25 protein-coding genes are annotated in these 26381 nt (G+C 31.9%); 19 read left to right on the top strand and 6 right to left on the bottom strand.

Going from position 1 to position 26381, the window contains the following annotated elements:
• The first annotated feature begins 76 nt into the window (after positions 1-76).
• The 4 genes from M9Q43_RS07480 (at position 77) to M9Q43_RS07495 (ending at position 5803) form a co-directional block, all read left to right on the top strand.
• A complete protein-coding gene (locus M9Q43_RS07480; RefSeq protein ID WP_262318322.1) occupies positions 77-1054 on the top strand; it encodes a homocysteine S-methyltransferase family protein in 978 nt (325 codons plus the stop codon).
• 187 nt (positions 1055-1241) lie between these two features.
• The gene (gene metH / locus M9Q43_RS07485) at positions 1242-3917 is read left to right on the top strand and encodes a methionine synthase (RefSeq protein ID WP_262318323.1); all 2676 of its coding nucleotides are present in this window, start codon (positions 1242-1244) and stop codon (positions 3915-3917) included.
• 76 nt (positions 3918-3993) lie between these two features.
• A complete protein-coding gene (metF, locus tag M9Q43_RS07490; protein WP_262318324.1) occupies positions 3994-4950 on the top strand; it encodes a methylenetetrahydrofolate reductase [NAD(P)H] in 957 nt (318 codons plus the stop codon).
• 463 nt (positions 4951-5413) lie between these two features.
• Positions 5414-5803, top strand: a complete 390-nt coding sequence (locus M9Q43_RS07495) for a tetratricopeptide repeat protein (protein WP_262318325.1) — start codon at positions 5414-5416, stop codon at positions 5801-5803.
• 53 nt (positions 5804-5856) lie between these two features.
• Here M9Q43_RS07495 and gldA read toward each other — a convergent pair whose 3' ends face one another.
• Positions 5857-6762: a gliding motility-associated ABC transporter ATP-binding subunit GldA gene (gene gldA, locus M9Q43_RS07500; RefSeq protein ID WP_262318326.1), complete on the bottom strand. Its 906-nt coding sequence runs from the start codon at positions 6760-6762 to the stop codon at positions 5857-5859.
• Between the two features lie 263 nt (positions 6763-7025).
• On the opposite strand from gldA, the gene M9Q43_RS07505 reads away from it, so the two are divergent.
• From M9Q43_RS07505 to aroA, 12 genes are all read left to right on the top strand, one after another.
• Positions 7026-7853 carry a prephenate dehydratase gene (locus tag M9Q43_RS07505; protein ID WP_262318327.1) on the top strand — a complete coding sequence of 276 codons (828 nt, stop codon included), beginning with the start codon at positions 7026-7028 and terminating at the stop codon, positions 7851-7853.
• A gap of 42 nt (positions 7854-7895) precedes the next feature.
• Positions 7896-8978: a bifunctional 3-deoxy-7-phosphoheptulonate synthase/chorismate mutase type II gene (locus M9Q43_RS07510; RefSeq protein ID WP_262318328.1), complete on the top strand. Its 1083-nt coding sequence runs from the start codon at positions 7896-7898 to the stop codon at positions 8976-8978.
• 76 nt (positions 8979-9054) lie between these two features.
• Positions 9055-9576, top strand: coding sequence for a hypothetical protein (locus M9Q43_RS07515; protein WP_262318329.1), 522 nt, complete (start codon positions 9055-9057; stop codon positions 9574-9576).
• A gap of 142 nt (positions 9577-9718) precedes the next feature.
• Positions 9719-10696 carry a ribosome small subunit-dependent GTPase A gene (rsgA, locus tag M9Q43_RS07520; protein ID WP_262318330.1) on the top strand — a complete coding sequence of 326 codons (978 nt, stop codon included), beginning with the start codon at positions 9719-9721 and terminating at the stop codon, positions 10694-10696.
• A gap of 61 nt (positions 10697-10757) precedes the next feature.
• On the top strand, positions 10758-11210 hold the full coding sequence (gene dtd / locus M9Q43_RS07525; RefSeq protein ID WP_262318331.1) for a D-aminoacyl-tRNA deacylase: 453 nt from the start codon (positions 10758-10760) through the stop codon (positions 11208-11210).
• 135 nt (positions 11211-11345) lie between these two features.
• A complete protein-coding gene (locus M9Q43_RS07530) occupies positions 11346-11942 on the top strand; it encodes a Panacea domain-containing protein (RefSeq protein ID WP_262318332.1) in 597 nt (198 codons plus the stop codon).
• A 3-nt stretch (positions 11943-11945) separates the two neighbouring features.
• A complete protein-coding gene (locus M9Q43_RS07535; RefSeq protein ID WP_262318333.1) occupies positions 11946-12389 on the top strand; it encodes a hypothetical protein in 444 nt (147 codons plus the stop codon).
• 105 nt (positions 12390-12494) lie between these two features.
• On the top strand, positions 12495-14966 hold the full coding sequence (locus tag M9Q43_RS07540) for a hypothetical protein (protein ID WP_262318334.1): 2472 nt from the start codon (positions 12495-12497) through the stop codon (positions 14964-14966).
• A gap of 124 nt (positions 14967-15090) precedes the next feature.
• Complete coding sequence (locus M9Q43_RS07545) at positions 15091-15417, top strand: nucleotide pyrophosphohydrolase (RefSeq protein WP_262318335.1); 327 nt, start codon at positions 15091-15093, stop codon at positions 15415-15417.
• A gap of 51 nt (positions 15418-15468) precedes the next feature.
• Positions 15469-15831 (top strand): four helix bundle protein, encoded by a 363-nt coding sequence (locus M9Q43_RS07550; RefSeq protein WP_262318336.1) that lies wholly within the window; start codon positions 15469-15471, stop codon positions 15829-15831.
• Between the two features lie 57 nt (positions 15832-15888).
• Complete coding sequence (locus M9Q43_RS07555) at positions 15889-16215, top strand: DMT family transporter (RefSeq protein WP_111567316.1); 327 nt, start codon at positions 15889-15891, stop codon at positions 16213-16215.
• On the top strand, positions 16215-17498 hold the full coding sequence (aroA, locus tag M9Q43_RS07560; protein WP_262318337.1) for a 3-phosphoshikimate 1-carboxyvinyltransferase: 1284 nt from the start codon (positions 16215-16217) through the stop codon (positions 17496-17498). The genes M9Q43_RS07555 and aroA overlap by 1 nt, the downstream gene beginning before the upstream one ends.
• Before the next feature lies 1 nt (position 17499).
• Here aroA and M9Q43_RS07565 read toward each other — a convergent pair whose 3' ends face one another.
• The 3 genes from M9Q43_RS07565 to M9Q43_RS07575 form a co-directional block, all read right to left on the bottom strand.
• Positions 17500-18246 carry a LytR/AlgR family response regulator transcription factor gene (locus tag M9Q43_RS07565; RefSeq protein WP_262318338.1) on the bottom strand — a complete coding sequence of 249 codons (747 nt, stop codon included), beginning with the start codon at positions 18244-18246 and terminating at the stop codon, positions 17500-17502.
• A gap of 1 nt (position 18247) precedes the next feature.
• The gene (locus tag M9Q43_RS07570; protein ID WP_262318339.1) at positions 18248-20605 is read right to left on the bottom strand and encodes a sensor histidine kinase; all 2358 of its coding nucleotides are present in this window, start codon (positions 20603-20605) and stop codon (positions 18248-18250) included.
• Positions 20606-20742: 137 nt separating this feature from the next.
• A complete protein-coding gene (locus M9Q43_RS07575) occupies positions 20743-21126 on the bottom strand; it encodes a two-component regulator propeller domain-containing protein (RefSeq protein WP_262318340.1) in 384 nt (127 codons plus the stop codon).
• Between the two features lie 181 nt (positions 21127-21307).
• On the opposite strand from M9Q43_RS07575, the gene M9Q43_RS07580 reads away from it, so the two are divergent.
• The 3 genes from M9Q43_RS07580 (at position 21308) to queA (ending at position 24229) form a co-directional block, all read left to right on the top strand.
• On the top strand, positions 21308-22669 hold the full coding sequence (locus M9Q43_RS07580) for a LamG-like jellyroll fold domain-containing protein (protein ID WP_262318341.1): 1362 nt from the start codon (positions 21308-21310) through the stop codon (positions 22667-22669).
• 12 nt (positions 22670-22681) lie between these two features.
• On the top strand, positions 22682-23011 hold the full coding sequence (locus M9Q43_RS07585; RefSeq protein ID WP_262318342.1) for a hypothetical protein: 330 nt from the start codon (positions 22682-22684) through the stop codon (positions 23009-23011).
• 168 nt (positions 23012-23179) lie between these two features.
• Positions 23180-24229, top strand: a complete 1050-nt coding sequence (gene queA, locus M9Q43_RS07590) for a tRNA preQ1(34) S-adenosylmethionine ribosyltransferase-isomerase QueA (protein WP_262318343.1) — start codon at positions 23180-23182, stop codon at positions 24227-24229.
• Between the two features lie 91 nt (positions 24230-24320).
• On the opposite strand, the gene accD is transcribed toward queA, so the two are convergent.
• Both accD and fbaA read right to left on the bottom strand, forming a co-directional pair.
• Positions 24321-25175 (bottom strand): acetyl-CoA carboxylase, carboxyltransferase subunit beta, encoded by an 855-nt coding sequence (accD, locus tag M9Q43_RS07595; protein WP_262318344.1) that lies wholly within the window; start codon positions 25173-25175, stop codon positions 24321-24323.
• 109 nt (positions 25176-25284) lie between these two features.
• Positions 25285-26352, bottom strand: a complete 1068-nt coding sequence (fbaA, locus tag M9Q43_RS07600; protein ID WP_262318345.1) for a class II fructose-bisphosphate aldolase — start codon at positions 26350-26352, stop codon at positions 25285-25287.
• Positions 26353-26381: the final 29 nt, after the last annotated feature.

Consider the following 26381-nt stretch of genomic DNA (forward strand, 5'->3'; position numbering starts at 1 on the left):
TTGATAACATATTAATAAATTAAAGCTTTGCGAACCTTGCGAAAACCCTTTGCTAGCCTCGCGGTTAAAAAATAATATGTCAAAAATTCAAGAAGAAATCAAAAAACGAATTCTCGTGCTCGATGGAGCTATGGGGACGATGTTGCAGCGTTATAAATTTGAAGAAGAAGATTTTAGAGGCGAACGTTTCAAAGATTTTCCGCATCCTTTAAAAGGAAATAACGATTTACTTTCCATTACCCAACCCGAAGCTGTAAAATCGGTACATCGTGCTTATTTTGAAGCAGGTGCTGATATTGTAGAAACCAATACTTTTTCAGGAACTACTATCGGAATGGCGGATTATTATTTGGAAGATTTAGTCTACGAATTGAATTTTCAATCAGCAAAAATCGCTCGTGAAGTTGCAGATGAATTTATAGATAAGCCAAGATTTGTAGCAGGTTCCATCGGACCAACAAACAGAACAGCATCTATGTCACCTGATGTAAACGACCCAGGATTTCGTGCGGTAAATTTTGATGATTTAAAAATCGCCTATAAACAACAAGTCGAAGCTTTAATAGATGGCGGTTGCGATTTACTTTTGGTAGAAACAATTTTCGATACGCTCAATGCAAAAGCGGCTTTGTTTGCAATCGAAGAAGTAAAAGAAGAACGCAATATCGATATTCCAGTAATGGTTTCAGGTACAATTACCGATGCTTCTGGAAGAACATTATCGGGACAAACGGTGGAAGCTTTTTTGATTTCGATTTCGCATATTCCGTTGTTGAGTGTTGGATTTAATTGCGCTTTAGGAGCTGATCAATTGAAACCGTATTTGAAACGACTGGGAAATAATACATCGTTAAATGTTTCAGCGCATCCCAATGCAGGTTTGCCAAATGCTTTCGGGCAATACGATCAAACGCCTGAGGAAATGCAACAATTAATTCGGGAATATTTGCAAGAAAATTTAGTGAATATCATCGGTGGATGTTGCGGAACAACACCAGAACACATCAAATTAATTGCCGAAGTAGCAAAAGAATTCAAACCACGCCCCGTGTAGAGACAAAGCATGCTTTGTCTCAATAATTGATTTATCAATTATTAAATATCAAAAAAAATGAAAAACAGTACAATAAAAATAAATTTCGAAACATTTTTAAATTCACAACGATGTTGGGTTTGCCAATATGTTATTGATAGTAAAATCTTTTGGAAAGATGTTGCGAAACATTATAAAAGAATAAGTAATGAGTTATAATTCCGATAAATATTTAAAATTATCAGGTTTAGAACCTTTGATTGTAACTCCAGAAACCAATTTTGTAAACGTTGGAGAACGAACAAATGTTACAGGTTCGCGTAAATTTCTTAGGTTAATAAAAGAAGAAAAGTACAACGAAGCGCTTTCGGTTGCACGTGAACAAGTAGAAGGTGGTGCGCAAATCATCGATGTCAATATGGATGAAGGAATGTTAGATGGCGTTTATGCGATGACTAAATTCCTTAATCTAATCGCAGCTGAACCAGATATTGCGCGAGTTCCTGTAATGATTGATTCTTCCAAATGGGAAATCATTGAAGCTGGTTTAAAAGTAATTCAAGGTAAAGGTGTGGTGAATTCAATTTCGTTAAAAGAAGGAGAAGCTACTTTTATTCATCATGCTAAATTAATTAAACGATACGGAGCAGCTGTAATTGTTATGGCTTTTGACGAAAACGGCCAAGCGGATACTTACGAAAGACGCATTGAAATTTGTAAAAGAAGTTACGATATTTTGGTTAATCAAGTTGGTTTTCCTGCCGAAGATATCATTTTTGACCCTAATATTTTTCCAGTTGCAACCGGAATGGAAGAGCATAAATTAAATGCATTAGATTTCTTCCGAGCGACCAAATGGATTCGCGAAAATCTTCCATATGCTAATATTTCTGGAGGTGTGAGTAACGTGTCTTTTTCTTTCCGTGGAAATGATAAAGTACGTGAAGCGATGCATTCTGCGTTCTTGTATCACGCCATTCAAAACGGAATGACGATGGGAATTGTGAATCCTGAAATGTTAGAGATTTACGATGAAATTGATCCCATTTTATTAGAACACGTTGAAGATGTTTTATTAAATAGAAGAGAAGATGCCACAGAGCGTTTACTAGATTTAGCCGAAAGTTTCAAAGGCGATGTGAAATCGAATGAAAAAGCTATTGCTGAATGGCGAAATGATTCGGTTCAAGAGCGATTGACGCATTCATTAGTAAAAGGAATTGACGAATTTATCGAAATTGATATCGAAGAAGCGCGTCAGTTAGCTAAAAAACCAATCGAAGTTATCGAAATCAATTTGATGGCTGGAATGAATGTGGTGGGTGATTTGTTTGGTTCAGGAAAAATGTTTTTACCTCAAGTAGTAAAATCGGCGCGTGTAATGAAAAAAGCGGTGGCTTATTTGCTTCCTTATATTGAAGCTTCAAAAGATGGTTCTACTTCGTCAAGTGCTGGAAAAGTCTTGATGGCAACGGTAAAGGGTGATGTGCATGATATTGGTAAAAACATTGTTTCAGTAGTTTTAGCCTGTAATAATTTCGAGATTATCGATTTAGGAGTGATGGTTCCGCCAGAAAAAATTATTGAAGTTGCTGTTAAAGAAAATGTAGATATTATCGGTTTGAGCGGTTTGATTACACCTTCGTTGGACGAAATGGTGTATTTGGCCAAAGAAATGGATAAGTTGAACATCAAAATTCCAGTTATGATTGGTGGTGCCACAACTTCTCGTGCGCATACGGCTGTGAAAATTGCTCCAGAATATAAAGAAACTGTGGTTCATGTGAACGATGCTTCTCGTGCGGTAACAGTTGCAACCAATCTATTACAACCCGATACTAAAATTACTTATGCAAAATCACTTCGTGAAGAATATGATACGCTTAGAGAAGGGTATTTGAATAGAAGTCGTGAGAAAAATTTCTTATCAATTGAAGAAGCTCGTAAAAATAAATTCAAAATAGATTGGAATACGTTCGAACCTGTCAAACCAAATTTCATAGGAACAAAAAGAATTGAAGTTGAACTTTCAGAATTAGTAGATTTCATAGATTGGACGCCGTTTTTTCAATCGTGGGAATTGTACGGAAAATTTCCAGCGATTTTAACCGATGAAATTGTAGGCGAACAAGCAACGAATTTGTTTGAAGATGCACAAAAAATGCTTGCTCAAATTGTTTCGGAAAAATGGTTCACCGCAAAAGGAATTTTAGGAATTTTTCCAGCGAATACAATAAATGATGATGATATCGAAGTAAGTCTTCCGGCTTCCAGCTTCCAACTTCTAACTTTAAGACAACAATCTCAAAAAACAGTTGGAGCTCCAAATATCGCATTGGCGGATTTTATTGCTCCAAAAGAAATTGGTAAACAAGATTACATTGGATGTTTCTGCGTATCAACTGGTTTTGGAGTAGATGAAAAAGCTTCGGAATTTGAAAAGCAATTAGACGATTATAATTCGATTTTGGTAAAAGCCCTAGGCGATAGATTAGCCGAAGCTTTCGCAGAATATTTGCACCTAAAAGTTCGTAAAGAAATTTGGGGTTACGCTTCTGATGAGGTTTTGTCAAATGATGAGTTAATCAAAGAACAATACAAAGGAATTCGTCCAGCTCCAGGTTACCCTGCTTGTCCCGACCATTTGGAAAAACCAACCATTTGGAAATTATTAAATGTAGAACAAGAAATAGGAGTAAAGCTTACTGAAAGTATGGCAATGTGGCCAGCGTCATCGGTTTCAGGATATTATTTTGCGAATCCAGAAAGTAAATATTTTGGTTTAGGAAAAATTAAAAAAGACCAATTAGAAGATTACGCCAAAAGAAGAAATATTAGTGTTGAACAAGCCGAAAAATGGCTATCACCAAACTTAGCAGATTAAAGAAGTTTATAGTTTGTTGTTTATGGTTTAAACTTGGAAACCACAAACAATAAACAATCAACCACAAACATAAAACATGAAAGTAACGGAACATATACAAAACGCCAACGGAAAACCTTTGTTCTCCTTCGAAATTTTACCGCCTTTAAAAGGACAAAACATTCAATCTATTTTTGATAGTATTGATCCGTTGATGGAATTCAATCCGCCATTTATTGATGTAACCTATCATCGTGAGGAATATGAATTCAAGGAATTAGCAAACGGCTTACTTCAGAAAAAAGTAGTAAAAAAACGTCCGGGAACAGTTGGAATTTGTGCTGGAATTCAGAATAAATATCAAGTAGATGCCATTCCGCATATTTTATGTGGCGGTTTTACCAAAGAAGATACTGAAAATCTGTTGATTGATTTAGATTTCTTAGGAATTGATAATGTCGTAGCGCTTCGAGGAGATGCTGTTAAAAGCGAAATTTACTTCAAACCTGAAAAGGAAGGACATGCTTATGCATCCGAATTAGTAACACAAATCAGCAATTTGAACAAGGGAATTTATTTAGACGAAGATTTGCAGAATTCAACAAAAACTGATTTTTGCATCGGAGTTGCTGGTTATCCAGAAAAACACATGGAAGCACCAAGTTTAGATAGTGATATTCATTTCGTAAAGCAAAAAATTAAAAACGGCGCTGATTATATCATCACCCAAATGTTTTTTGATAATAAAAAATTCTTTGATTTTGTTGCAAAATGCAGAGCTGCTGGAATTACCGTTCCTATTATTCCAGGATTAAAACCTATCGCAACAAAGAAACAGTTGAATTTAATTCCACATCGCTTTAGTGTTGAATTGCCTGATGATTTAATTATGGCGGTTGTAAAAGCTAACGATAATGATGCTGTGAAACAGATTGGAATTGAATGGTGTACGCAACAAAGTAAAGAATTAGTCGCAGCTGGAATTCCAGTTTTGCATTACTATTCTATGGGAAAGGCTGAGAATGTTAAGGCTATTGCAAAAGAAATTTTTTAATAATATTTTTTTTTCATAGTTGAATCTCCTAAGTATTTTATACTTAGGAGATTTTTTTTAAAACCATATCAATGTTTTATTCGTAAATGAAGTTAACGTTGAACAAAATATTGTTTAATAAATTGTAACCAACAGAATTTCAGTTTAATAAATTGTTATTTCGGTTGTGATAATTTTTATAAATCAAATAAAATAATAATTTTGTCGACGAAAAGCACATAAATTCGATTAAAAACAAAGTTTTTTTTAAAAAGTGCATTTTTTCGAATTTTTCTGTATTTAGTCGATTTTGAAGTTTTAAATTTTATTTATTTTGATTTTTAATGATTTAAATTAAATATAATTTAATAAAAATGTTAAAATTATATATTGTATTCTGTTTAAAACAAGGCTGAGTGATAAATATATATTTTTTTATTCAAAAAAGATTTGTAAATTTATAATAACAAAAAAAACAAAACCCATGAAAAAAATTATCTACACTTTCGTAATTTTATTCATTTCTCAGTTAAACTTTGCAAATGAATTGGATTCTATTCTTTTAAAAGCAAGAGATTTTGGGAAGAAGAAGAACTATACTGAAGCTATAAAAGCATATGAATCGTATATTAAAAATGCAGGAGATGAAAATTTAAAAGAAGTTTTTGTTGAGGTTGCAAATTGTTATTTTTTAGACGGAAAAAAAGATGTTGCTGTTAAATACATAAAAAAGGCAATTACAAAATATGGTTTTACTGAAGATGAGTTTATTTACAGTACAACTTTAAATCAAGATTTATCAGAATATGCGTTATCTAAAGTTTATGATGACTATTTTGCATTAAGAAAGCAATATTTAGCTACTCTTAAGTAATATTAGTTTAAAATAAAAAATCTCCTTACAGGTTTATTTGTAAGGAGATTTTTTTATTTCTTTTTTGCTGTCTTTTCTCTAAAAATCTGTTCCAAGTTTTTACTTTTCAAGACAATTTGTAATGTTCTTAAGTGGTTTACTTGTGCAAAATCAAATATAGCTGGTCGCATATCTGTTGCTGTAGTAAAAGTAAGTTCCCAAACTAAATCATGTGTATTTTTTGCCGATTTCAAATTTGGTAAAGCCACAAAATCAGATTCAGAAACTTTTTTGTCAAATTCAACTTCAATAATTTGTTCTGCTTCTTCGGCAACTAAATTATTTAGTTTTTTATCGGTAACGATTTTCCCTTTATCAATAATGATAATTCTATCGCAAATAGCTTCCACTTCTTGCATGATGTGCGTGGAAAGAAAAACGGTTTTGTCTTTTCCAATATTTTTAATCAAATCACGAATCTCAACCAATTGATTTGGGTCTAAACCTGTAGTCGGTTCATCTAAAATCATTACATCTGGATTGTGTAATAAAGCCGTTGCTAATCCTACACGTTGGCGGTAACCTTTTGATAATTCACCTATTTTTTTATGGCTTTCAGGTGTTAATCCAGTTAAAGCAATTACTTCATCAATTCTCGATTTGGCAACTTTGTGTAAATCGGCATTAAAAGCCAAATATTCTCTCACATACAAATCCAAATATAACGGATTGTGTTCTGGTAAATATCCAACCGATTTTTGCACATCTTTTTGTGCCGAAGTTACATCATGTTCGTTCACAACAGCTGTTCCGCTATCGGCTGTTAAATATGTGGTCAAAATTTTCATTAAAGTTGATTTTCCGGCACCATTTGGACCTAAAAAACCTACGATTTCTCCTTTTTTTACAGAAAAACTAATGTTGTCTAACGCTTTTTGGTCTCCGTAATTTTTTGAAATATTTTGAACTTCTATCGACATATGATGTAAATTTTAGCAAAAGTAACTTTTTTTAAAAGAACTCAAATTTATTTAAAAAAGTATTTCGTTTTCATTTTTTTATTACTTTAGCCAAATATAACAACAAAGTCACAATGCTTACCAATAGCACATTTTTTTATAACAATTCTTTTTATTTCTTCTGGAGACAGAAGGGGGATTGTTGTGCTATTATATAAATCAAAGAAATTTATTTTATAAACATACAATCCCGATGTAAATCGGGATTTTTTTTTGCTTATATTATGGAAATTAAAGTCGCAATTCAGGGAATTCAAGGGTCGTTTCATCACCAAGTAGCACATCGTTGTTTTGGTGAAGCAATTGGATTGGATGAGTGTGTTACATTTAGAGATGTGGTTACCAGTTTAAAAACCAACCAATCGGACAAAGCAATAATGGCGTTAGAAAATTCTATCGCGGGTTCAATCTTGCCAAATTATGCATTAATCGATTCAAATGATTTACACATTATTGGAGAATATTTTTTGGATATTCACATGAATTTGATGGTTTTTCCAGGTCAAAAAATTGAAGATATTAAAGAAGTACATTCGCATCCTATTGCCTTGTTGCAATGTGCTAATTTCTTTAGTCAATATCCGCATATTAAATTGGTCGAAAGTTCCGATACAGCAATTACCGCAAAACGAATTCAGGAAAATCAATTAAGAGGAATTGGAGCTTTGGCAGGGCCGGTTGCTTCTGAAATTTACAATTTAGAAATTATCGCCGACGGAATTCACGCCGTAAAAAGTAATAAAACACGTTTTGTGGTTTTAAAAGCAAGTAATAAGGAAATTCCAAAAGAACTCATCAATAAAGCATCCATAAAATTTGAATTGGATGACACGCCAGGTTCGTTGGCAACTGTTTTAAATGTAATGAATAATTGCAAATTGAATCTAACAAAAATTCAATCGCTTCCTATTATCGAAACACCTTTTACCTATGCTTTTTTTGTGGATGTGGTTTTTGAAAAATATAAACATTTTGAAAAAGCGAAAAAAGTAATGGAAATTATGACGACGCATTTCAAGGTGTTGGGCGAATATGAAAGAAGCAAACAATAATAATTTAAGAATAAGTAGTAATTTTACAGTGAAATAATGGTTATGGAAAATAAAAAAGAATTACGCACTTGGTTAGATGATTTTCAATTGAATCATCCTTTAGTTATTGCAGGACCATGTAGCGCAGAAACCGAAGATCAAGTTTTAAAAATAGCTCACGAATTAAAGAATTCAGATGTTTCGATTTTCCGTGCTGGAATTTGGAAACCTCGAACACGTCCAGGTGGCTTTGAAGGTGTAGGCGAAATCGGATTGAAATGGTTGCAAAAAGCCAAAGCTGAAACAGGTTTGTTAATGGCAACCGAAGTCGCAACGGCAGCTCACGTAAAATTAGCATTGGAGCACGATATTGATGTGTTATGGATTGGTGCTAGAACTACCGTAAATCCATTTGCCGTTCAAGAAATTGCAGATGCTTTGCAAGGAACCGATAAAATCGTTTTATTGAAAAATCCTGTAAATCCAGATTTGTCTTTATGGATTGGTGGTTTAGAGCGATTATATAATGCGAATATCAAGAAATTAGGTGTAATTCACAGAGGATTTTCTACTTACGAAAAAACCAAATACCGCAATAATCCAGAATGGCAAATTGCTATTGATTTACAAAATCGTTTTCCAGATTTACCATTGATTTGTGATCCTTCGCACATTACAGGAAAGCGCGATATGATTCAAGAAGTGTCACAACAAGCTTTAGATTTGAATTACGACGGATTAATTATTGAAACGCATATTGATCCAGACAATGCGTGGAGCGATGCTGCCCAACAAGTAACTCCAGATATATTGAAACAAATGTTCATCAATTTACGCGTTAGAAAAATTTCTGATGATGAAAGTGAGTACAACCAAAAAATGGCAAAACTGCGTATGCAAATTGATGAGTTTGATGGTAAACTGTTAGAAATTTTGGGTAACAGAATGAAAGTTGCTGATAAAATTGGGTTATTAAAGAAAGAGAAAAACGTAGCTATATTGCAAAACCAACGCTGGAACGAGATTTTAGGCAAAATGATTTTAGAAGGTGAAGAAAAAGGATTGAGTAACGAATTTGTAATGCATTTGTTTAAGGCGATACATCAAGAAAGTATTACACATCAAGAAAAAGTCATTAATAAGTAATATTTTTCATAAAAAATCAAAAAAATTAAAATCTTTTTATAAATTCGCACCAATTAATTCGTTAAATTAAAACAAAATGAAAAAATTCTTATTATTAGCTGTTGCTTTTTTAGGTTTTGCAGCAAATGCACAAGTTGATAAAATTTACAAACACAACGGAGAAGTTGTAGAAGGTAAAGTAATTAGATTAGATGAATATACTGTTATATTCAAGTATGATGGTGAAGATGCTGAAAACACATTTGGTAAATATGCAATTGAAAAAATTGTTTATGGAAAAACAGGTCGTGTTGAAGAAGTAACAGAAAAAATCGTTGTGAATGGTGAGGATGATTGGGAAAAAGTAGTTATTTTGGAAGATAAGTCATACATCGCTGGGTTGAAAAAAGTAGGTGAAGTTAGAGGTAAAACAGGTTTGATTAATTTTCAAACTGGAAATACTGGAGACAAAAAAGCTCAGAAAAAATTAAAAATGGATGCAGCTAAACAAGGTTGTCCATTCGTATTATTAACAGCAGACAAAACTACTGTTGGTGCAAATTCTAACGCTCTTGGTGGTTCTCAAGCAATCAAAACAGGTGTTTCTTACAAATACTAATATTTTGTAAATTAATAAAAAAAGACCACTTTTAGTGGTCTTTTTTTATTCCTTAATTTTAACAAGAAACACTATCTTTGCTACAATTAACGAAGTAGATTTAGAAAACTTCTAACTTCTAACTTCTAACTTCTAACTTTGAATGACAGGAATCGTATATAAATCTACCGGAAGTTGGTACACCATTAAAACAGAAAATGGTGCTTTTTTAGAGTGCCGTATAAAAGGTAAATTTAGAATGCAAGGTATCAAAAGCACCAATCCTATTGCGGTTGGCGATATTGTAGATTATGATATCGAAAACACTACCGATGAAACCACAGGAGTAATCACAGCAATTCATGATAGAAAAAATTACATTGTTAGAAAATCGGTAAATTTATCGCATCAAATGCATATTATCGCATCAAATATTGATGTGGTTTTTTTGTTGGTAACCATCAATAATCCGCCAACAACAACAAGTTTTATCGACCGATTTTTAGTTACCGCCGAAGCTTACGGAATTGAAGCCGTTATCGTTTTCAATAAAATAGACACGTTTGATGACTCTACATTAGACGAGCAATTATATTTGCAACACGTTTATACCGAAATTGGCTATAAATGTTTACGCGTTTCTGCTAAAGATGGAAAAGGAATTGACGAACTTAAAGCGTTAATGAAAGACAAGGTTTCTATGTTTTCTGGACATTCTGGTGTTGGAAAATCTACTTTGGTAAACACGTTAGAACCTTCGTTGAATTTAAAAACCAAACAAATTTCCGAATCACACGCGCAAGGAAAACATACGACAACGTTTGCCGAAATGTTTGATTTGTCTTTTGGAGCGCAAATTATTGATACGCCAGGAATTCGTGGTTTTGGAATTGTAGATATGGAAAAACAAGAAATTGGTGATTATTTTCCTGAATTTTTTGCTTTGAAAGACCAGTGTAAATTCAATAATTGTTTGCATAAAGATGAGCCACATTGCGCTATCAAAAAAGCATTGGAAAATGACGAAATTTCGTGGTCGCGCTATAAAAGTTACACACAAATTTTAGAAGGTGACGATGAGCAATATCGAGCAGATATTTACGATGCCGAACGAAGAGCTAGCGATGAAACCAGAAAATAATTGTGAATGGTAAATTATAAATTGTAAATTCACAACTCACCATTCACCATTCACAACTATCATGAAAGCAGTAATCCAAAGAGTTTCTCAATCATCAGTTACAATAAATAACGAAATTGTAGCTCAAATTCAACAGGGCTTATTAGTTTTAGTTGGAATTGAAGATGCCGATAATCAAGAAGATATCAATTGGTTAACATCGAAAATAGCCAATTTAAGAATTTTTGCTGACGAAAATGAAGTAATGAATATGTCACTAAAAGACATTGATGGCGAAATGATTGTTGTAAGTCAGTTCACATTACATGCGCTTACCAAAAAAGGGAATCGTCCAAGTTATATTAAAGCCTCAAAACCCGAAATAGCAATTCCACTTTATGAATCTTTCGTTCAACAAATAGAAATTGAATTAGGTAAAAAAGTACAAACCGGACAATTTGGAGCCGATATGAAAGTGAGCTTAGTAAATGATGGTCCAGTTACCATTATAATCGATACAAAAAATAAGGAGTAAGTTTTTGACTTTAAAACACTTGAATTCAAAAAAAAATTGTAATTTTAATGAAGTTTATTACAAATGGTATTATCTTTGCACTCCTTAATTAGTTTATGTTTTTGAAAATCAACATTTTAACTATTCAACAAAATTATGACAACTAACAATAAATATTCACGAAATCAAATTGATAAATTAGGTAATGGCTTAATTTATTTAATTGAAAAAATGGGCTTTCTTCCAAAGACAAGTTTGTTAAAACTTGTGTATATTTTAGATGAATATTCTGTAAAGAAAAGAGGATTTCCAATGTTCAATTTACAATATGAAATTTGGAAATATGGTCCAGTTTGTCAAGATTTGTACATTGAATTTAATGATGGCGCTTCGCTTTTAAAAGAGTATATAAAATCTGAAGTTATAGAAAATGCAACTCATATTTCTCCTGTGGCAGATTTTAATGACGATGAGTTTTCTGATTCTGATATTGCAATATTTGATGAAATTGCAGCAAAATTTTCAGGTAAAAACACTAAATATTTAGTTGATTTTACACATCAAACAAATTCTCTTTGGTATACAACAGCTATGAAAAATGGTGTTTTAGAAGCTTTGTTAAATGAAGAGATTAATTCAACGGATATCAAAATTGATTTTGCAGATTTAGTTTCTCATGACGAAAATAAATTAGCGTTTTACAATGATCATTTAGAGTTTTTAAATTTTACAGCATCTTTAAATCAAAGATAAAAGATGTTTGAGAAAGGAAATTTACTTTATTTTAAAGATTATATTTTCAAAAACGGAAACGAGCCAAAAAATAAATTCTTTCTCGTATTAAAAACAATTGAAAATGGTTTTATAGCAGCAATCTTGCCTACCAAAGTAGAATCGTTACCTGCTAATATTGAAAAAAATCACGGTTGTATTTCTTTTCCAGAGAAATGTATTTGTTGTTATTATATTCCAAAAGACATTATTGTAACAGATAACAACTTTTCTTTTCAATTAGATACCTATTTGTATGCGCAATACGTGTTTGATGAATCAGAGGCAAATCTTTTGTCAACTTATCAAGTAGAAGATATTGAATTTAAAGGAAAATTATTAGATGAAGAGTTTGAAAAAATTATAACTTGTTTTTCTAATTCAACATTACTTCCCCGAAAATTCAGAAAAGACCAATTCAAATTATAAAAACACTTCAACCCGAAGTGTTTTTTTGTATAAAATCACGCACAAAACGCAATTTATAATTCACAATTATAATTATATTTGTTTCACACAAAGAATACAGCCAAAATGAAATACAATAAAATCCGCGAAGAAGAACTTAAAAACAAAGTAGGTGCCGATTGGTTCAAACAATTTGACACTACCGAAATTTTAGGTAACATCGATTTTACCGTTTTTCCGCAACAAGATAATCTTTTTGGTCGTACACCTTTGCTTTGGGCAGAAGCTAAAACAGGTAATTTTGATGTGCCAACGATGTTTGTACAGCTCATTTTAACTATTGGCAAAGCACGAACTTTTGACAAAACTATTCCGCCTGCGTTTTTAGGCGCGTTTGATTTTAAAAAAATTGCCTTTGTGCCGTATATCAATGTGCAAGATATTTTTTATTTAAACGATTTCAATTGGAATGTAACGCCCAGTAATCATGAAACCAAAGAATTTCAATTAATTAAACAACGTGTTGAAGCTACGTTGAAGCAAAACACTTACGTTTATGATTACGAAAAAGACGAAAAAGAACTGCAAGCGTTCATCAAAAACAATGTGGCAAAAGCTACCACAACCAGCAAATTAAAAATCGATAAAAATAACTTTATTCCTATTTATTTACGTTGGTTAGAAGTGGTAAAACCTACTATTAATGTAGATTGGGACGCGCTTAAAAAAGCCAATATTTTAGACAGCGATTTTTATCTTGCCGATTTATTTGTAGACGACAAAGACACGCAAAATATAGAAGACGATTTGTCTATTAGAGATAATTTGTTTGTGGTTTTTCAACACGAAGGGTATAAAATTGCTAAGGAAAACCTGAAGCAAATGTTTGACGCTACCATTACGTTAAAAAACAAAGACATTTATTTGCATTTTTGGAAACGTTACAAACGACCACCACTCAAAGAATTTCAAGATTACATTATAGAACGCCGCGATTTATTAGTGCCGCAAGACATTCGTGAGCGCAAAGGAGCGTTTTTTACACCACGTATTTGGGTAGAATTATCGCAAAAATATTTAACCGATTATTTAGGCGAAAACTGGCAAGACGAATACTACATTTGGGATTGTGCTGCCGGAACGGGCAACCTTTTGGCTGGATTAACCAACAAATACAACATTTTTGCCAGCACGCTTGACCAAGCCGATGTAAACGTAATGCACGAACGCATCGATCATGGTGCCAACTTGCTTAAAAACAACGTTTTCCAATTTGATTTTTTAAATGACGATTTTTCCAAGCTACCACAAAGTTTACAAGACATTATTAATGATGAAGAAAAGCGTAAAAAGTTAGTTATTTATATAAATCCGCCGTATGCGGAGGCTTCAAGTTATGGTATCAAGAGCAAAGAAGGAGTTAGTTCGAATAACAAAGTTTATGATAAATACAAAGAGTTAAATGGTAGCGCAATAAATGAATTGTTTATTCAGTTTTTTACAAGAATTTATATTGAAATTCCAGATTGTAAGCTTGCTTCTTTTAGTAAATTAAAATATTTGAATTCTCAGAATTTTACCAAATTTCGTTCATTTTTTAGAGCAGAATATAAGGCTGGATTTATTTGTCGAGCTGATAGTTTTGATAATGTTAAAGGACTTTTTCCTATAGGTTTTCTGATTTGGGATTTGTCTTGTAAATTAGAAATTGCTAAAATTTCAACAGACGTAATTTTGAGTGATGATTTATCCTCAGACTGGAATGTAGACAAAAAAACTTTTTATGCTGTTAAAAAAGGTAGTCTTATTATTGATTGGCTTCGAAAATATTTTGACAAGAAAACGGAAAAAATAGGATATTTAAGAATTCAAGGTGTCGATGTTCAACAAAATCGTACTATTTTCATAACAAGTCAACCATCTGAAAGTGATTTTAGGGAATCAAAGGTTACAGAAATTACAAATAAGAATATAATAGAAACTTCTATTTACTTTACTTTACGTAATATTATTGAACCGACATGGCTTAACGATAGAGATCAATATTTATATCCAATTGATAGTTGGCAAACCGATTCAGAATTTAAAACAAATTGTTTGACTTATTCATTATTTAGCAATAATATTCAAAGTCAATACGGCACCAACCATTGGATTCCGTTTACAGAATATGAAGTCAATGCACAAGCCAAGTTTGAAAGCAATTTTATGACTAACTTTATAAAAGGTAAAATAAAGCATGAAGCTACAAATGATACACTTTTTGAGCAAACGAAAACAGAAGAACAAAAACCATTAGTTTTTTCAGAAGAAGCCACCGCTGTTTTTGATGCTGGTCGTGAATTATGGAAATACTACCACGCGCAACAATTCCCCTCTTTTGGAGGGGTGGCCGAAGGTCGGGGTGGTTATAACGTAAACGCCAGTTTATACGACATAAGAGAATATTTTCAAGGCAGAAACGACAAAGGCAGAATGAACAGCAAAAGTGATGATGCTACATACACCAAACTAATTGCCGAGTTAAGAAGTAAACTCGCCATTTTAGCTGATAAAATAAAACCAAAAGTGTATGAATACGGGTTTTTAAAAGAATAAAATCAAAAAAGGAATCCACATAGTGAACTCCTCTTTTTTGGCGGAGTTCCGTAGATCTCCAAAACAAAGATATAAAATAAATTCACTTAGCGCCTTAGTGTCTTAGTGTCAAAATAAAAATAAAATGGATTTAAAAAACTCCCAACAAGAAGTTGATAATTGGATTAAGGAACACGGAGTTCGTTATTTCAATGAATTAACAAACATGGCTCAACTTACCGAAGAAGTAGGCGAAGTTGCCCGAATTATTGCGCGTCGTTATGGCGAACAATCAGAAAAAGAAAGTGATAAAAACAAAGACCTTGGTGAAGAATTAGCCGATGTAGTTTTTGTAGTTTTGTGTCTTGCCAATCAAACAGGTGTAGATTTACAAGTAGCGTTTGATAAAAAAATGGATTTAAAAACCAAACGCGATCACGATAGACATCATAATAACGAGAAACTTAAATAATGGTGAGTTGTGAATGGTGAGTTGTGAATGGTGAGTTGTAAATGATGAATTATGGGAGATAATGTTATTAAAAATAAATCATTTAATTTTGCATTACGAGTAGTTAAATTATATCAATTTCTGAATCAGGAAAAGAAGGAATATGTTTTAAGTAAACAACTTCTAAGAAGCGGAACAGCAATTGGTGCTTTGGCTCGTGAAGCAGAGCAAGCAGAAAGTAAATTAGATTTTATTCACAAGCTCGCCATTGCTCAAAAAGAAGCAAATGAAACAGATTATTGGTTGGAACTTTTGTTTCAGTCAGAATATCTTAACGAAACACAATTTCAATCATTAAAAAACGATATTATTGAAATAAATAAAATTTTAGCTTCAATAATTATTACAACAAAACAAAGAATAGGGAAGAAATAATGGTGAATTGTAAATTATGAATTCACCATTCACCATTCACCATTCACAATTAAAAACATGAACTGGATTTTACTCATAATAGCAGGATTATTCGAAGTAGGTTTTGCCACTTGCCTCGGAAAAGCAAAAGAATCAACGGGAAATACTTCTCTGCTTTGGTACGGAGGTTTTTTGGTGTGTCTTTCAATCAGTATGATATTATTAGTAAAAGCCACCAAAGAATTACCTATTGGAACCGCTTATGCTGTTTGGACAGGAATTGGTGCCGTGGGTAGCGTTTTAGTTGGAATCATTGTTTTTAAAGAACCTGCAACTTTTTGGCGAGTTTTTTTCATCACGACATTAATTTTATCAATTGTTGGACTAAAAATGGTTACGAAATAATGGATTTACATTTAGAAAAGGCAAAAGATAAAAGGCAAAAGGCAAAAGTAAAAATTACGGGAAGTAAATCTGAAACTAACAGATTGTTGCTATTGCAAGCGTTATATCCAAATTTAACATTGGAAAACACCTCCAATTCTGATGATTCTGAAGTGATGCAAAAGGCGCTAAATTCACAATTCACAATTCACAATTCAGAATTAATAGACGTTCACCACGCCGGAACTGCTATGCGTTTTCTAACCTCTTTTTTCGCAATCCAAGAAGGAAAAGAAGTGGTGCTGACTGGTTCTTCTCGAATGAAAGAGCGTCCAATTAAAGTTTTGGTGGATGCATTAAATCAATTGGGAGCTGAAATTAGTTATGAAGAAAATGAGGGTTTTCCGCCTATTCGAATCAAAGGAAAAAAATTAACTCAAAACAAAGTTTCATTACCAGCCAATGTAAGTAGCCAATATATTTCGGCATTGTTGCTAATTGCTCCAAAGCTTGAAAATGGTTTAGAATTAACTTTGGAAGGAGAAATTACATCTGTTCCGTACATTAAAATGACATTGGCTTTATTAAATGAAATAGGAGTAAAGACTTCTTTTGTTGGAAATAAAATTTCTGTAAAACCGCAATTCACACTCGAGCCAGAGGCGAACAGAGCGAAGCTAATTCACAATTCACAATTCATAATTGAGTCCGATTGGAGTTCAGCATCCTACTGGTATTCCATTGTTGCTTTGTCTGAAATTGGTATACAAATTTCACTTTCGAGTTATAAAGAAAATAGTTTGCAAGGTGATAGCGCTTTAGTTGAAATTTATCAAGATTTTGGTGTTGAAACTACTTTTAATAGTGATAATTCAATCACGATTTCAAAAGAAAGAATTCATAATTCACAACTCACAACTCACAACTCGCAACTCAACAACTCTCCCGACATTGCACAAACCATTGCCGTAACTTGTTTTGGATTAGGAATGGGTTGTGATTTAACTGGATTACATACGCTAAAAATCAAAGAAACGGACAGATTAGAGGCTTTAAAAATGGAATTAACAAAATTAGGCGCTGAAATTTCTGTAACTAATGATTCTTTGTATTTGAAATCCTCTTCTGCAATTAAGGAAAAAATTTCAATCTCAACTTATCAAGACCACAGAATGGCTATGGCTTTTGCGCCTTTAGCATTAAAAGTTCCAATTATTATTGAAAATGCTGAGGTGGTTTCTAAATCGTATCCAAGTTTTTGGGAGGATTTAAAATCTGTTGGATTTGATGTTAATGAAATTTAATTTATCTCTTCACAATTTGAATTTGCTCCAATATTTGTTGCGCTCTATCAGGTGAAACCGGAATATGAACTCCTGTGTTTAATTCTAAACTTCCACCATCTGATTTATTGTATGCAACTACTTGTTCAAAATTTACGATATATGATTTGTGAACACGCATAAAACGCTTATCTGAACATAAAATATCTTCAAAATTTTTGAGATTTCGGCTTACTAAATTTTTTGTTCCGGTTGTGCAAAACACTTCAGAATAAGCACCTTCTCCTTTAATATGAGCAATTTTTGTAGTATCTAAAAAGATTAATGTATTTCCTGACGGAACTGCAATTTTACTTAAACTTTCTTGCTGAATGTTTTCTTTTAATATTTTGAAATTTTCGAGCTTTTGTTTTTGTTTTTCTAATCGGGTAATAGCATATGCTAATTGTTCCGGATTAATAGGTTTCAATAAGTAATCAATTGCCGAAAACTTAAATGCTTGCAACGCATATTCGTTATACGCAGTGGTAAAAATAATGGAAAAATTCACATCGTTTTCATCAAAAAAATCTAACAATTCTAATCCGCTATGACCAGGCATTTCAATGTCTAATAAAACTAAATCAGGATTATGTTTTCTAATGGCTTTTACTCCTTGTGAGAGATTTTCACATTCGGCTACAATTTCCACATTTGGACAATATTCCTGAATAAGTAAGGCTAATGAAACTCTTGCTCTTTTTTCGTCGTCTATAATTATTGCTTTCATCTTAATAAGTTATTGGTATTTCAAAAACAACTGAGGTTCCAGTAGGTTGATTGTTCAAGTTTGTTTTATCGATATACTGAATTGAAATATTTTTTTGATTGTATTGATTAAGTAAGTTCACTCTGTTTTGCATAGCTTCAGTGGCAAAAGAATTGTGATTTTTGTTTTTTATAGCATTTAATTCAGTGCTTTTTTGACGACCAATTCCATTATCATCAATACTAATTTTTATATGCTCTGTTTCTTTTTGGAAGTGAATAGTAACTGCTTTTTCACCTTGTTTATGCAACAATCCGTGTTTTACAGCATTTTCTACATAAGGTTGCAAAAGCATCGTTGGTATTTTTATGTTTTCAGCATCAATTTCGTCGTCAACTAGAATATGATAATTAAAATCTTCTTCAAATCTAGCTTTTTCAATATCTAAATATAAACCGAGTGTTTTTACTTCTTCGGCAATAGAAATGGTTTCTTTTTCGGTCATTTCTAAAATAGTGCGAGTTAAGTTAGAAAATTTTGACAAATAACTTACAGCTTGTTTTTTTTCGTTTGACAAAATAAAAGACTGAATAGTATTCAAAGCATTATAGAAAAAATGGGGGTTCATTTGTGATTTTATGGCTTTTAACTTCGATTGATTTAAGTTTTTTTCCAAGTTTACTTTTTCTAAAAGGAGTTGATTTCGTTTTTCTAATTTTAAAATTTGCAGTTTATAAAAAGTATAAATTAATCCTAAGAAAACAAATCCGAACCCAAATAAAAATATAGGTTTTAACCAAAATGGTTTTTTGATTTCGAATTGAATTGTTTGTAAATCAATTTTTAAATTGTCATGATTTATTGCCAATTGAATGGTGTAATTTCCAGAAGCTAATGAATAAAGTTTTAGATTTTTATCGTTTAAATCTAAGGTTTTCCATTCAGAATTATTGATTTTATACGAAACGCTATAACTTTCATTAGGAACAAACGCTAAGGTTGAAAAGTTAATTGCTATGTCATTTTCATCTGGGTTTAGTTCTTTTAATTGATTGACTTCTCTTCGTTTTCCGTTAATTTGGATTTCATTTATGATGAGTTTTGGTTTCGGGAAATTGCCAATTTCGTTTCTGTTTTTAATTACAATTCCTTTAGAAGTAGCAAAGAATAACTGATTGTTTTTTAAAATAACATCGGTTGCTTCAATATCATTGCTTAACGAAATTACTTTTTGTATATTTTGTGTTTCAAAATCATATTCATATACGCTATTTGTAGAAAATAAATAACAATACTGATTTCTTATAAAAAAGCGATTAAACTTTTCTTTTGCAATAAACTCTGGAAGTTTAAAACGGGTAACTACATTTTCAGCATTAATCGAGTAGAGTTTTTCTGCTGTGGATAAACCTATAATGTTGTCTTTATATTTTTGAATTTTAACTAAAAACAATGTTTCGTTTTTATGTTTTAGTTCTTGCGTTTTTCCATCATTAGTAATTGCTATTAATCCATTATTTGTTGCATAATAAATCGTGTTGTTTATTGCGTTGTATTCTGTGGATTTTCCGTTTGTATTATTTAAAAGTAGCGCTTGATTAAATCCTGAAAAGTCTTCTTTTTTATTTTTTTCAAAAATAGTATCCCAGCTACTTTTAAGATTTTTATCCACACAAAAAATACCTAAAATTCCACTTGCAGCAAACGAGAAATATTTTTTATCTACTTTTTTGATGTCTTTTATAGCTATTGAAAATTCATTTGTAATTTGATTATTTTTATTTAAAATATTGAATTTAAACGAATTGAAAAACACTTTTTCATTAATTGTATCAGCAAAAATTTGACTTATTGAATGATTGCTTTTACTCTCGTAAATAATTTCAGTTTGAAGATTTTTACAATTGAGTTTGTAAATTAAATCTTTTTCTGCACCAATAAAAACTTCATTTTTGCCTAATGATAATGAGTTTGGTCTAGGTTGTAAATCAATAAAATTATTTGAAAAATCTTGAATAAATAAAACACCTTTATTTAGTGTCGAAATCCAGTAGTTATTGTGTTTGTCTTTAAGGATATACGATATATTTTGATCAGTAAAATATGTTTTATTTTGGTTGGAAAGCAAGTCGATTTTATGCATACCGTTAGGTGTACAAATCCAAATTGCGTCATCTGTAATTGCTGTGTTTTGGGTAAAATCAATAGAATTGTTTAATTTGAATTTAGAAAATTTGCCTTTTTCAAAACTATAATAAATAGCAGTTGATTTAGAATTAATAATTAGTTTTTGGTTCCAAGTATTAATAATTGGCGTAATGATTTCTGCGTAAAAATCTTCAGGTAATTTATGTTTTTTAATTCCATTTTTATTGCCCAATTCATATAAATAATTGCCTAAAACATAGAATTTTTCTTTAGTAGCATAACAAAAACGAACTTCTTTATCATTAATAATGTGTTTTGCTTTTACTTTTAAAGATTTTAAATCATATACTAGAATTGCTTCAGGTTGAATTAAAAAAAGGTCATTTTGATGATTCCAAATCTATAATAACCAAGCGAAGTTTTTTGCGGTAATGCTTTTAAACTTCCTTTTTCTACATAGTATAAAAATCCGTCAAAATTGGCATACCAAATTCTGCCAAAAGCATCTTCTGCAATGCATGAGCCCGATTTAGAAGTTTGAAAATCGGCAGTAAATAATTTAAAGTCATTTCCATCATATCGGCACAATCCTTTTCCAGTTGCAAACCACATAAAACCTTTGCTGTCCTGAAAAATATCATACACACTATTAGATGGCAACCCCGAAGTTTTGTCAATAGTAATATGATACGGATTTTGGCTTAAACCTAAATTCGATACAAAAAGAAAAAGTGTAAGTAATATAATTCGCAAACGATTATGATTTTAAACAAATGTAAGGAATACGTAATTAATATGATGAACGAGTTTACCAAACCAAGGTATTGATTAACGAAAATTTATTTCGTTAACTGAAAATACACTTTGGTAAACTAGTTCAATTTTCAATGAGTAAATCGAAATACTTTTGAATCAAACTTTAAAATTACCTCTTATGAAAACAAGATTACTATTATTTTTATTATTTGCATTTTCGTTTGGAAATGCGCAAGTTAACGTAACTGAAGGATTTGAATCTGGAGTTGCTCCAGTTGGCTGGACTTCTGGAGGGTCTATTACTACAACTCCAACGTCAGGTTTGGCTTGTAACGGTTCGTATAAATTGATGTCAGCTATTATGCCCTTTTCAAATCCATTTTCTGTTATTTACACTTCAGGATATGTTTCAAATGGAAATAGTATCAATGTTTCCTTCAACTATAGAGCCAATAGCGATGCATCAGGAAATGGTAATGTTTATCTTTATTATGAATTAAACAATAGTGGATCATGGGTACTATTATCCTCAAGCCCAGTAGTTACAACTTCATGTTTGGTACTTTCAGGAAATATAGCGGCTGGAGTAGCTCCTAATGGAACTTCAGTAAGATTTAGAATGCAAATGAATGCTTCTGATAATAGAGCATTTTTTGATGATTTTTCTGCTGTTCAAACAGGTCCTGCACCAACAGGTCCCATCGCAGAATATAGTTTTGATAATACTTATAACAATGTATTAGGTTTGGCTCCATTTGCTTCAAATGCAAATACTTCATTTACAACTGATAGACATAGTAATCCTATAGGTGCAATTAATATAGGTTATATTGGTTCTACAGCTACAATTTCTAATTTACCTTATGGTAATGCTGAACGCTCAGTTTCCGTTTGGGTAAAATTATATAATTATGATACAGGTTCTTTTATTAATCCTGTTTTTTATTATGGTACTTTAAGTAATGATAATATGTTTGGAGGTACTGTCGATTATGGAGAAACTTCTATTTTTGGTTTTAACAATAATTATACTGTTACAACTACAAACAATCTTTTAACATGGTATCATTATGTGTATGTTTATGATGGAACAACTGCAAAAATTTATAAAGATGGTGTTCTGTTAGGTTCTCAAGCTAAATCATGGAATACCATAAATGATAATAATTTATTTAGAATTGGAACTAGTTTTGCTGGCGCGGGTTCTTTTAGTGGCGTAATTGATGACTTAAAAATTTACAATTATGCTTTAGAACAAGCCGATATTACAAGTTTATACACTAACAACGCACTATCATCGTCAAACTTCACACAAAACAATCTAGAAGTTGCCTTATACCCAAACCCAGTTCGTGATATTTTAAACATTGAAACTGTTTTAGATATTCAATCAGTTGAAATCTACAACATTCAAGGACAAAAAGTATTGACTTCCAATCAAAAACAAATCAATGTTTCTGGTTTAGCTACAGGAATGTATGTGGTAAGAATTCAAGATGCAGAAAATAACATCTCAACTAAGAAAATTGTAATTAAATAATATTGTAAGCAAATGAAAAATGTAATATTTACTGCAATCTTGTCTTTTGGATTATTATTGATGAATATAGTTTCTCTAAGACAAACAAATGCAATTATAAAAACAGAAATGATTACTGAAAAATTTGATATTAAAATCAAAAATGATACTGATGAAGATGTAAAGGTGATCAATGCTGGAAGTGGCGGAAGTTATTCACTTACAAAAAATGCTACAACAACAATAAAAATGGAAGAAGGAGACAAACTTCATTATTACAATAAAGGAAAAAAAGGAGCATTAATCTTAACCGCTTCAAAAGACATGCACAATAAAGTGCAGTTGTTGAGTAAGTTAAAATAAGTAGTTTTTTTAGTTTTTATTTTGGCGTTGTCAAGTAAACAGAGGGATTTATAAAATAAACCGCTTTTTACTTGACAACGCCTATTTCATAATCGTATATTTGCAAACTGAATTTAAGGGTATTACGAAAGTAAACGCTTAAACTTTTAAACACTTAAACATTTTTAAATGAAATTATCTCATTTTCAATTCAATCTTCCTGAAGAATTATTAGCTGAGTTTCCTACTGAAAATCGTGACGAATCTCGATTAATGGTAGTTAACAGAAAAACAGGTACAATCGAGCACAAATTATTTAAAGATATTATAGACTATTTTGACGATGGTGATGTAATGGTATTAAATAATACAAAAGTTTTTCCAGCACGTTTATACGGTAATAAAGAAAAAACTGGAGCACGTATCGAAGTTTTCTTGTTAAGAGAATTAAATGCAGAGCAGCGTTTGTGGGATGTTTTAGTAGATCCAGCACGTAAAATTCGTATTGGTAATAAATTGTATTTTGGCGATGATGATTCGTTAGTGGCTGAAGTAATTGATAATACAACTTCTCGTGGTAGAACATTACGTTTCTTATATGATGGTTCGTATGAAGAATTCAGAGAAAAATTAGTTGAGCTTGGTGAAACGCCAATTCCAAAATATATCAATCGAGAAGTAACTCCAGAAGATGCTGAGCGTTACCAAACTATTTATGCTAAAGAAGAAGGAGCTGTTGCTGCTCCAACAGCTGGTTTACATTTTTCTAAACATTTATTAAAGCGTTTAGAAATTAAAGGCATTGATTTTGCTGAAGTAACATTACACGTTGGTTTAGGTACTTTCAATCCAGTTGAGGTAGAAGATTTATCAAAACACAAAATGGATTCTGAAGAAATGATTATTTCTCAACAAGCTTGCGACATTATCAACAACGCAAAAGCAAAAAAAAGAAGAGTTTGTTGTATTGGAACAACTGCAATGAGAGCAATGGAAAGTTCAGTTTCATCACAAAGAACTCTAAATCCATATACAGGTTGGACAAATAAGTTTATTTATCCTCCATACGATTTTAGCTTAGCAGATGCAATGGTAACTAATTTTCATACACCAAAATCTACCTTGTTAATGATGATTTCTGCTTTTTGCGGGCATGATTTAATGATGAAAGCTTACAAAGAAGCAATTCAAGAAAAATACCGTTTCTATTCTTATGGAGATGCAATGTTGATTATTTAATCAATTATATTATATAAAAAAATCTCATCAGAAATGATGAGATTTTTTTATATGTAAGCTATAAAGAAAAAATCTTTAACAGCAAAATTTATTACCTAATTGGTTGATTTTGTATCAAATCTAAGTAAAAATTTATCTTGTTTTTTAATTCTTTTCTATGAGCGATGAAATCTAAAAACCCATGCTCTAATAAAAATTCAGAAGTTTGAAAACCTTCAGGTAAGTCTTTACCTGTGGTGTCTCTTACAATACGAGGTCCTGCGAAGCCAATTAAAGCACCAGGTTCTCCAATATTGATGTCTCCTAACATTGCGTATGAAGCGGTAGTTCCTCCTGTTGTAGGATCAGTACATAATGAAATGTATGGAATTTGTTCTTCAGCTAATTGTGCTAGTTTTGCTGAGGTTTTTGCCAATTGCATTAATGAATAAGCAGCTTCCATCATACGTGCTCCTCCTGATTTTGAAATCAATACAAACGGAATTTTGTGTTTGATAGAATAGTCAATGGCTCTTGAAATTTTTTCTCCAACAACCGCTCCCATAGAACCCCCAATAAAAGCAAAATCCATACAAGAAACTACTAAGTCTTTTCCTTTTGATTTTCCAACGCCGGTTCTAATAGCATCTTTTAATTTTGTTTTGTCCATTACATCTTTTAAACGATCACTATATTTTTTAGTGTCTTCAAATTTTAATGGATCTTTTGATGTCAGTTTTGCATCAAGTTCAGTGAATTCGTTATTGTCGAATAAAATTTCGAAATATTCTTTACTACCAATTCGTACATGATAATCGTCTTCAGGGCTTACCCATAAGTTTCTTGCCAATTCATCTTGGTCAATGATTTTTCCCGTTGGTGATTTATACCATAAACCTTTTGGAACATCTTTTTTGTCCTCAGTTGCGGTTGTGATTCCTTTTTCTTTTCTTTTAAACCAAGCCATAATTAAGTTAGAAGTTAGAAGTTAGAAGTTGGAAGGCTAACCTTATCTTCATCTAATTTCAATTAATAATAAATTTTAAACTTCGTACTTTGTACCTCGTACTTCGTACTTATAAAGTATTCACGTTATTTAAATCGGCAAAAGCTTGTTCTAATCTTGTGTTGAACGTAACTTCTCCTTCACGAACCCATTTTCTTGGATCGTAGTGTTTTTTATTTGGGCTATCTGCTCCATCTGGACTTCCGATTTGTGTTCTTAAATAATCAATTTTAGACGTCATATAATCGCGAATTCCTTCTGTGAAAGCAAATTGTAAATCGGTATCAATATTCATTTTAATTACTCCGTAAGAAATAGCTTCTCTAATTTCTTCTAAAGTAGAACCTGAACCTCCGTGGAAAACAAAATCAACTGGATTGTGACCTGTGTTGAATTTATTTTGAACGTATTCTTGTGAATTTTTAAGGATTTTTGGTGTTAATTTTACATTTCCTGGTTTGTAAACACCATGTACATTTCCAAAAGAAGCTGCGATAGTAAATCGTGGACTTACTTTCATTAATTCTTCGTAAGCGTATGCTACTTCATCAGGTTGTGTGTATAATTTTGAACTATCAACATCAGAATTATCTACACCGTCTTCTTCACCACCTGTAATTCCTAATTCGATTTCTAATGTCATGCCCATTTTGCTCATTCTAGCTAAATAACCTTTACATATTTCTATGTTTTCTTCAATTGGTTCTTCTGATAGGTCAATCATGTGTGAACTATAAAGAGGTTTACCTGTTTCTGCAAAATGTTTTTCAGAAGCATCTAACAAACCATCAATCCAAGGTAGTAATTTTTTAGCACAATGGTCAGTATGAAGAATAACAGTCGCTCCATAAGCTTCTGCAAGTGTATGAATATGTTTTGCTCCAGCAATTGCCCCAAGAATAGCCGATTTTTCACCAGTATTAGAAAGTCCTTTTCCAGCATTAAATTGTGCTCCACCATTAGAGAACTGAATGATTACGGGTGCATTTAATTTTGCAGCAGTTTCTAAAACACCATTGATAGTGCTCGATCCTACTACGTTTACTGCTGGTAATGCAAAGCCTTTTTGTTTTGCATAGTTGAAGATTTCTTGTACTTGATCTCCAGTTGCAACACCAGGTTTAATATTATGACTCATAGTTGTATGTTTTTATAATAAGAAAGCAA

Source organism: Flavobacterium odoriferum (genome assembly GCF_025499515.1).
GTDB classification, from domain to species: Bacteria; Bacteroidota; Bacteroidia; order Flavobacteriales; family Flavobacteriaceae; genus Flavobacterium; species Flavobacterium odoriferum.

What these genes read in the sequence shown, in the direction of transcription:
- M9Q43_RS07480 (WP_262318322.1), top strand. Translation starts at nt 77, where the DNA reads ATGTCAAAAATTCAAGAAGAAATCAAAAAACGAATTCTCGTGCTCGAT.
- metH (WP_262318323.1), top strand. Translation starts at nt 1,242, where the DNA reads ATGAGTTATAATTCCGATAAATATTTAAAATTATCAGGTTTAGAACCT.
- metF (WP_262318324.1), top strand. Translation starts at nt 3,994, where the DNA reads ATGAAAGTAACGGAACATATACAAAACGCCAACGGAAAACCTTTGTTC.
- M9Q43_RS07495 (WP_262318325.1), top strand. Translation starts at nt 5,414, where the DNA reads ATGAAAAAAATTATCTACACTTTCGTAATTTTATTCATTTCTCAGTTA.
- gldA (WP_262318326.1), bottom strand. Translation starts at nt 6,762, where the DNA reads ATGTCGATAGAAGTTCAAAATATTTCAAAAAATTACGGAGACCAAAAA.
- M9Q43_RS07505 (WP_262318327.1), top strand. Translation starts at nt 7,026, where the DNA reads ATGGAAATTAAAGTCGCAATTCAGGGAATTCAAGGGTCGTTTCATCAC.
- M9Q43_RS07510 (WP_262318328.1), top strand. Translation starts at nt 7,896, where the DNA reads ATGGAAAATAAAAAAGAATTACGCACTTGGTTAGATGATTTTCAATTG.
- M9Q43_RS07515 (WP_262318329.1), top strand. Translation starts at nt 9,055, where the DNA reads ATGAAAAAATTCTTATTATTAGCTGTTGCTTTTTTAGGTTTTGCAGCA.
- rsgA (WP_262318330.1), top strand. Translation starts at nt 9,719, where the DNA reads ATGACAGGAATCGTATATAAATCTACCGGAAGTTGGTACACCATTAAA.
- dtd (WP_262318331.1), top strand. Translation starts at nt 10,758, where the DNA reads ATGAAAGCAGTAATCCAAAGAGTTTCTCAATCATCAGTTACAATAAAT.
- M9Q43_RS07530 (WP_262318332.1), top strand. Translation starts at nt 11,346, where the DNA reads ATGACAACTAACAATAAATATTCACGAAATCAAATTGATAAATTAGGT.
- M9Q43_RS07535 (WP_262318333.1), top strand. Translation starts at nt 11,946, where the DNA reads ATGTTTGAGAAAGGAAATTTACTTTATTTTAAAGATTATATTTTCAAA.
- M9Q43_RS07540 (WP_262318334.1), top strand. Translation starts at nt 12,495, where the DNA reads ATGAAATACAATAAAATCCGCGAAGAAGAACTTAAAAACAAAGTAGGT.
- M9Q43_RS07545 (WP_262318335.1), top strand. Translation starts at nt 15,091, where the DNA reads ATGGATTTAAAAAACTCCCAACAAGAAGTTGATAATTGGATTAAGGAA.
- M9Q43_RS07550 (WP_262318336.1), top strand. Translation starts at nt 15,469, where the DNA reads ATGGGAGATAATGTTATTAAAAATAAATCATTTAATTTTGCATTACGA.
- M9Q43_RS07555 (WP_111567316.1), top strand. Translation starts at nt 15,889, where the DNA reads ATGAACTGGATTTTACTCATAATAGCAGGATTATTCGAAGTAGGTTTT.
- aroA (WP_262318337.1), top strand. Translation starts at nt 16,215, where the DNA reads ATGGATTTACATTTAGAAAAGGCAAAAGATAAAAGGCAAAAGGCAAAA.
- M9Q43_RS07565 (WP_262318338.1), bottom strand. Translation starts at nt 18,246, where the DNA reads ATGAAAGCAATAATTATAGACGACGAAAAAAGAGCAAGAGTTTCATTA.
- M9Q43_RS07580 (WP_262318341.1), top strand. Translation starts at nt 21,308, where the DNA reads ATGAAAACAAGATTACTATTATTTTTATTATTTGCATTTTCGTTTGGA.
- M9Q43_RS07585 (WP_262318342.1), top strand. Translation starts at nt 22,682, where the DNA reads ATGAAAAATGTAATATTTACTGCAATCTTGTCTTTTGGATTATTATTG.
- queA (WP_262318343.1), top strand. Translation starts at nt 23,180, where the DNA reads ATGAAATTATCTCATTTTCAATTCAATCTTCCTGAAGAATTATTAGCT.
- accD (WP_262318344.1), bottom strand. Translation starts at nt 25,175, where the DNA reads ATGGCTTGGTTTAAAAGAAAAGAAAAAGGAATCACAACCGCAACTGAG.
- fbaA (WP_262318345.1), bottom strand. Translation starts at nt 26,352, where the DNA reads ATGAGTCATAATATTAAACCTGGTGTTGCAACTGGAGATCAAGTACAA.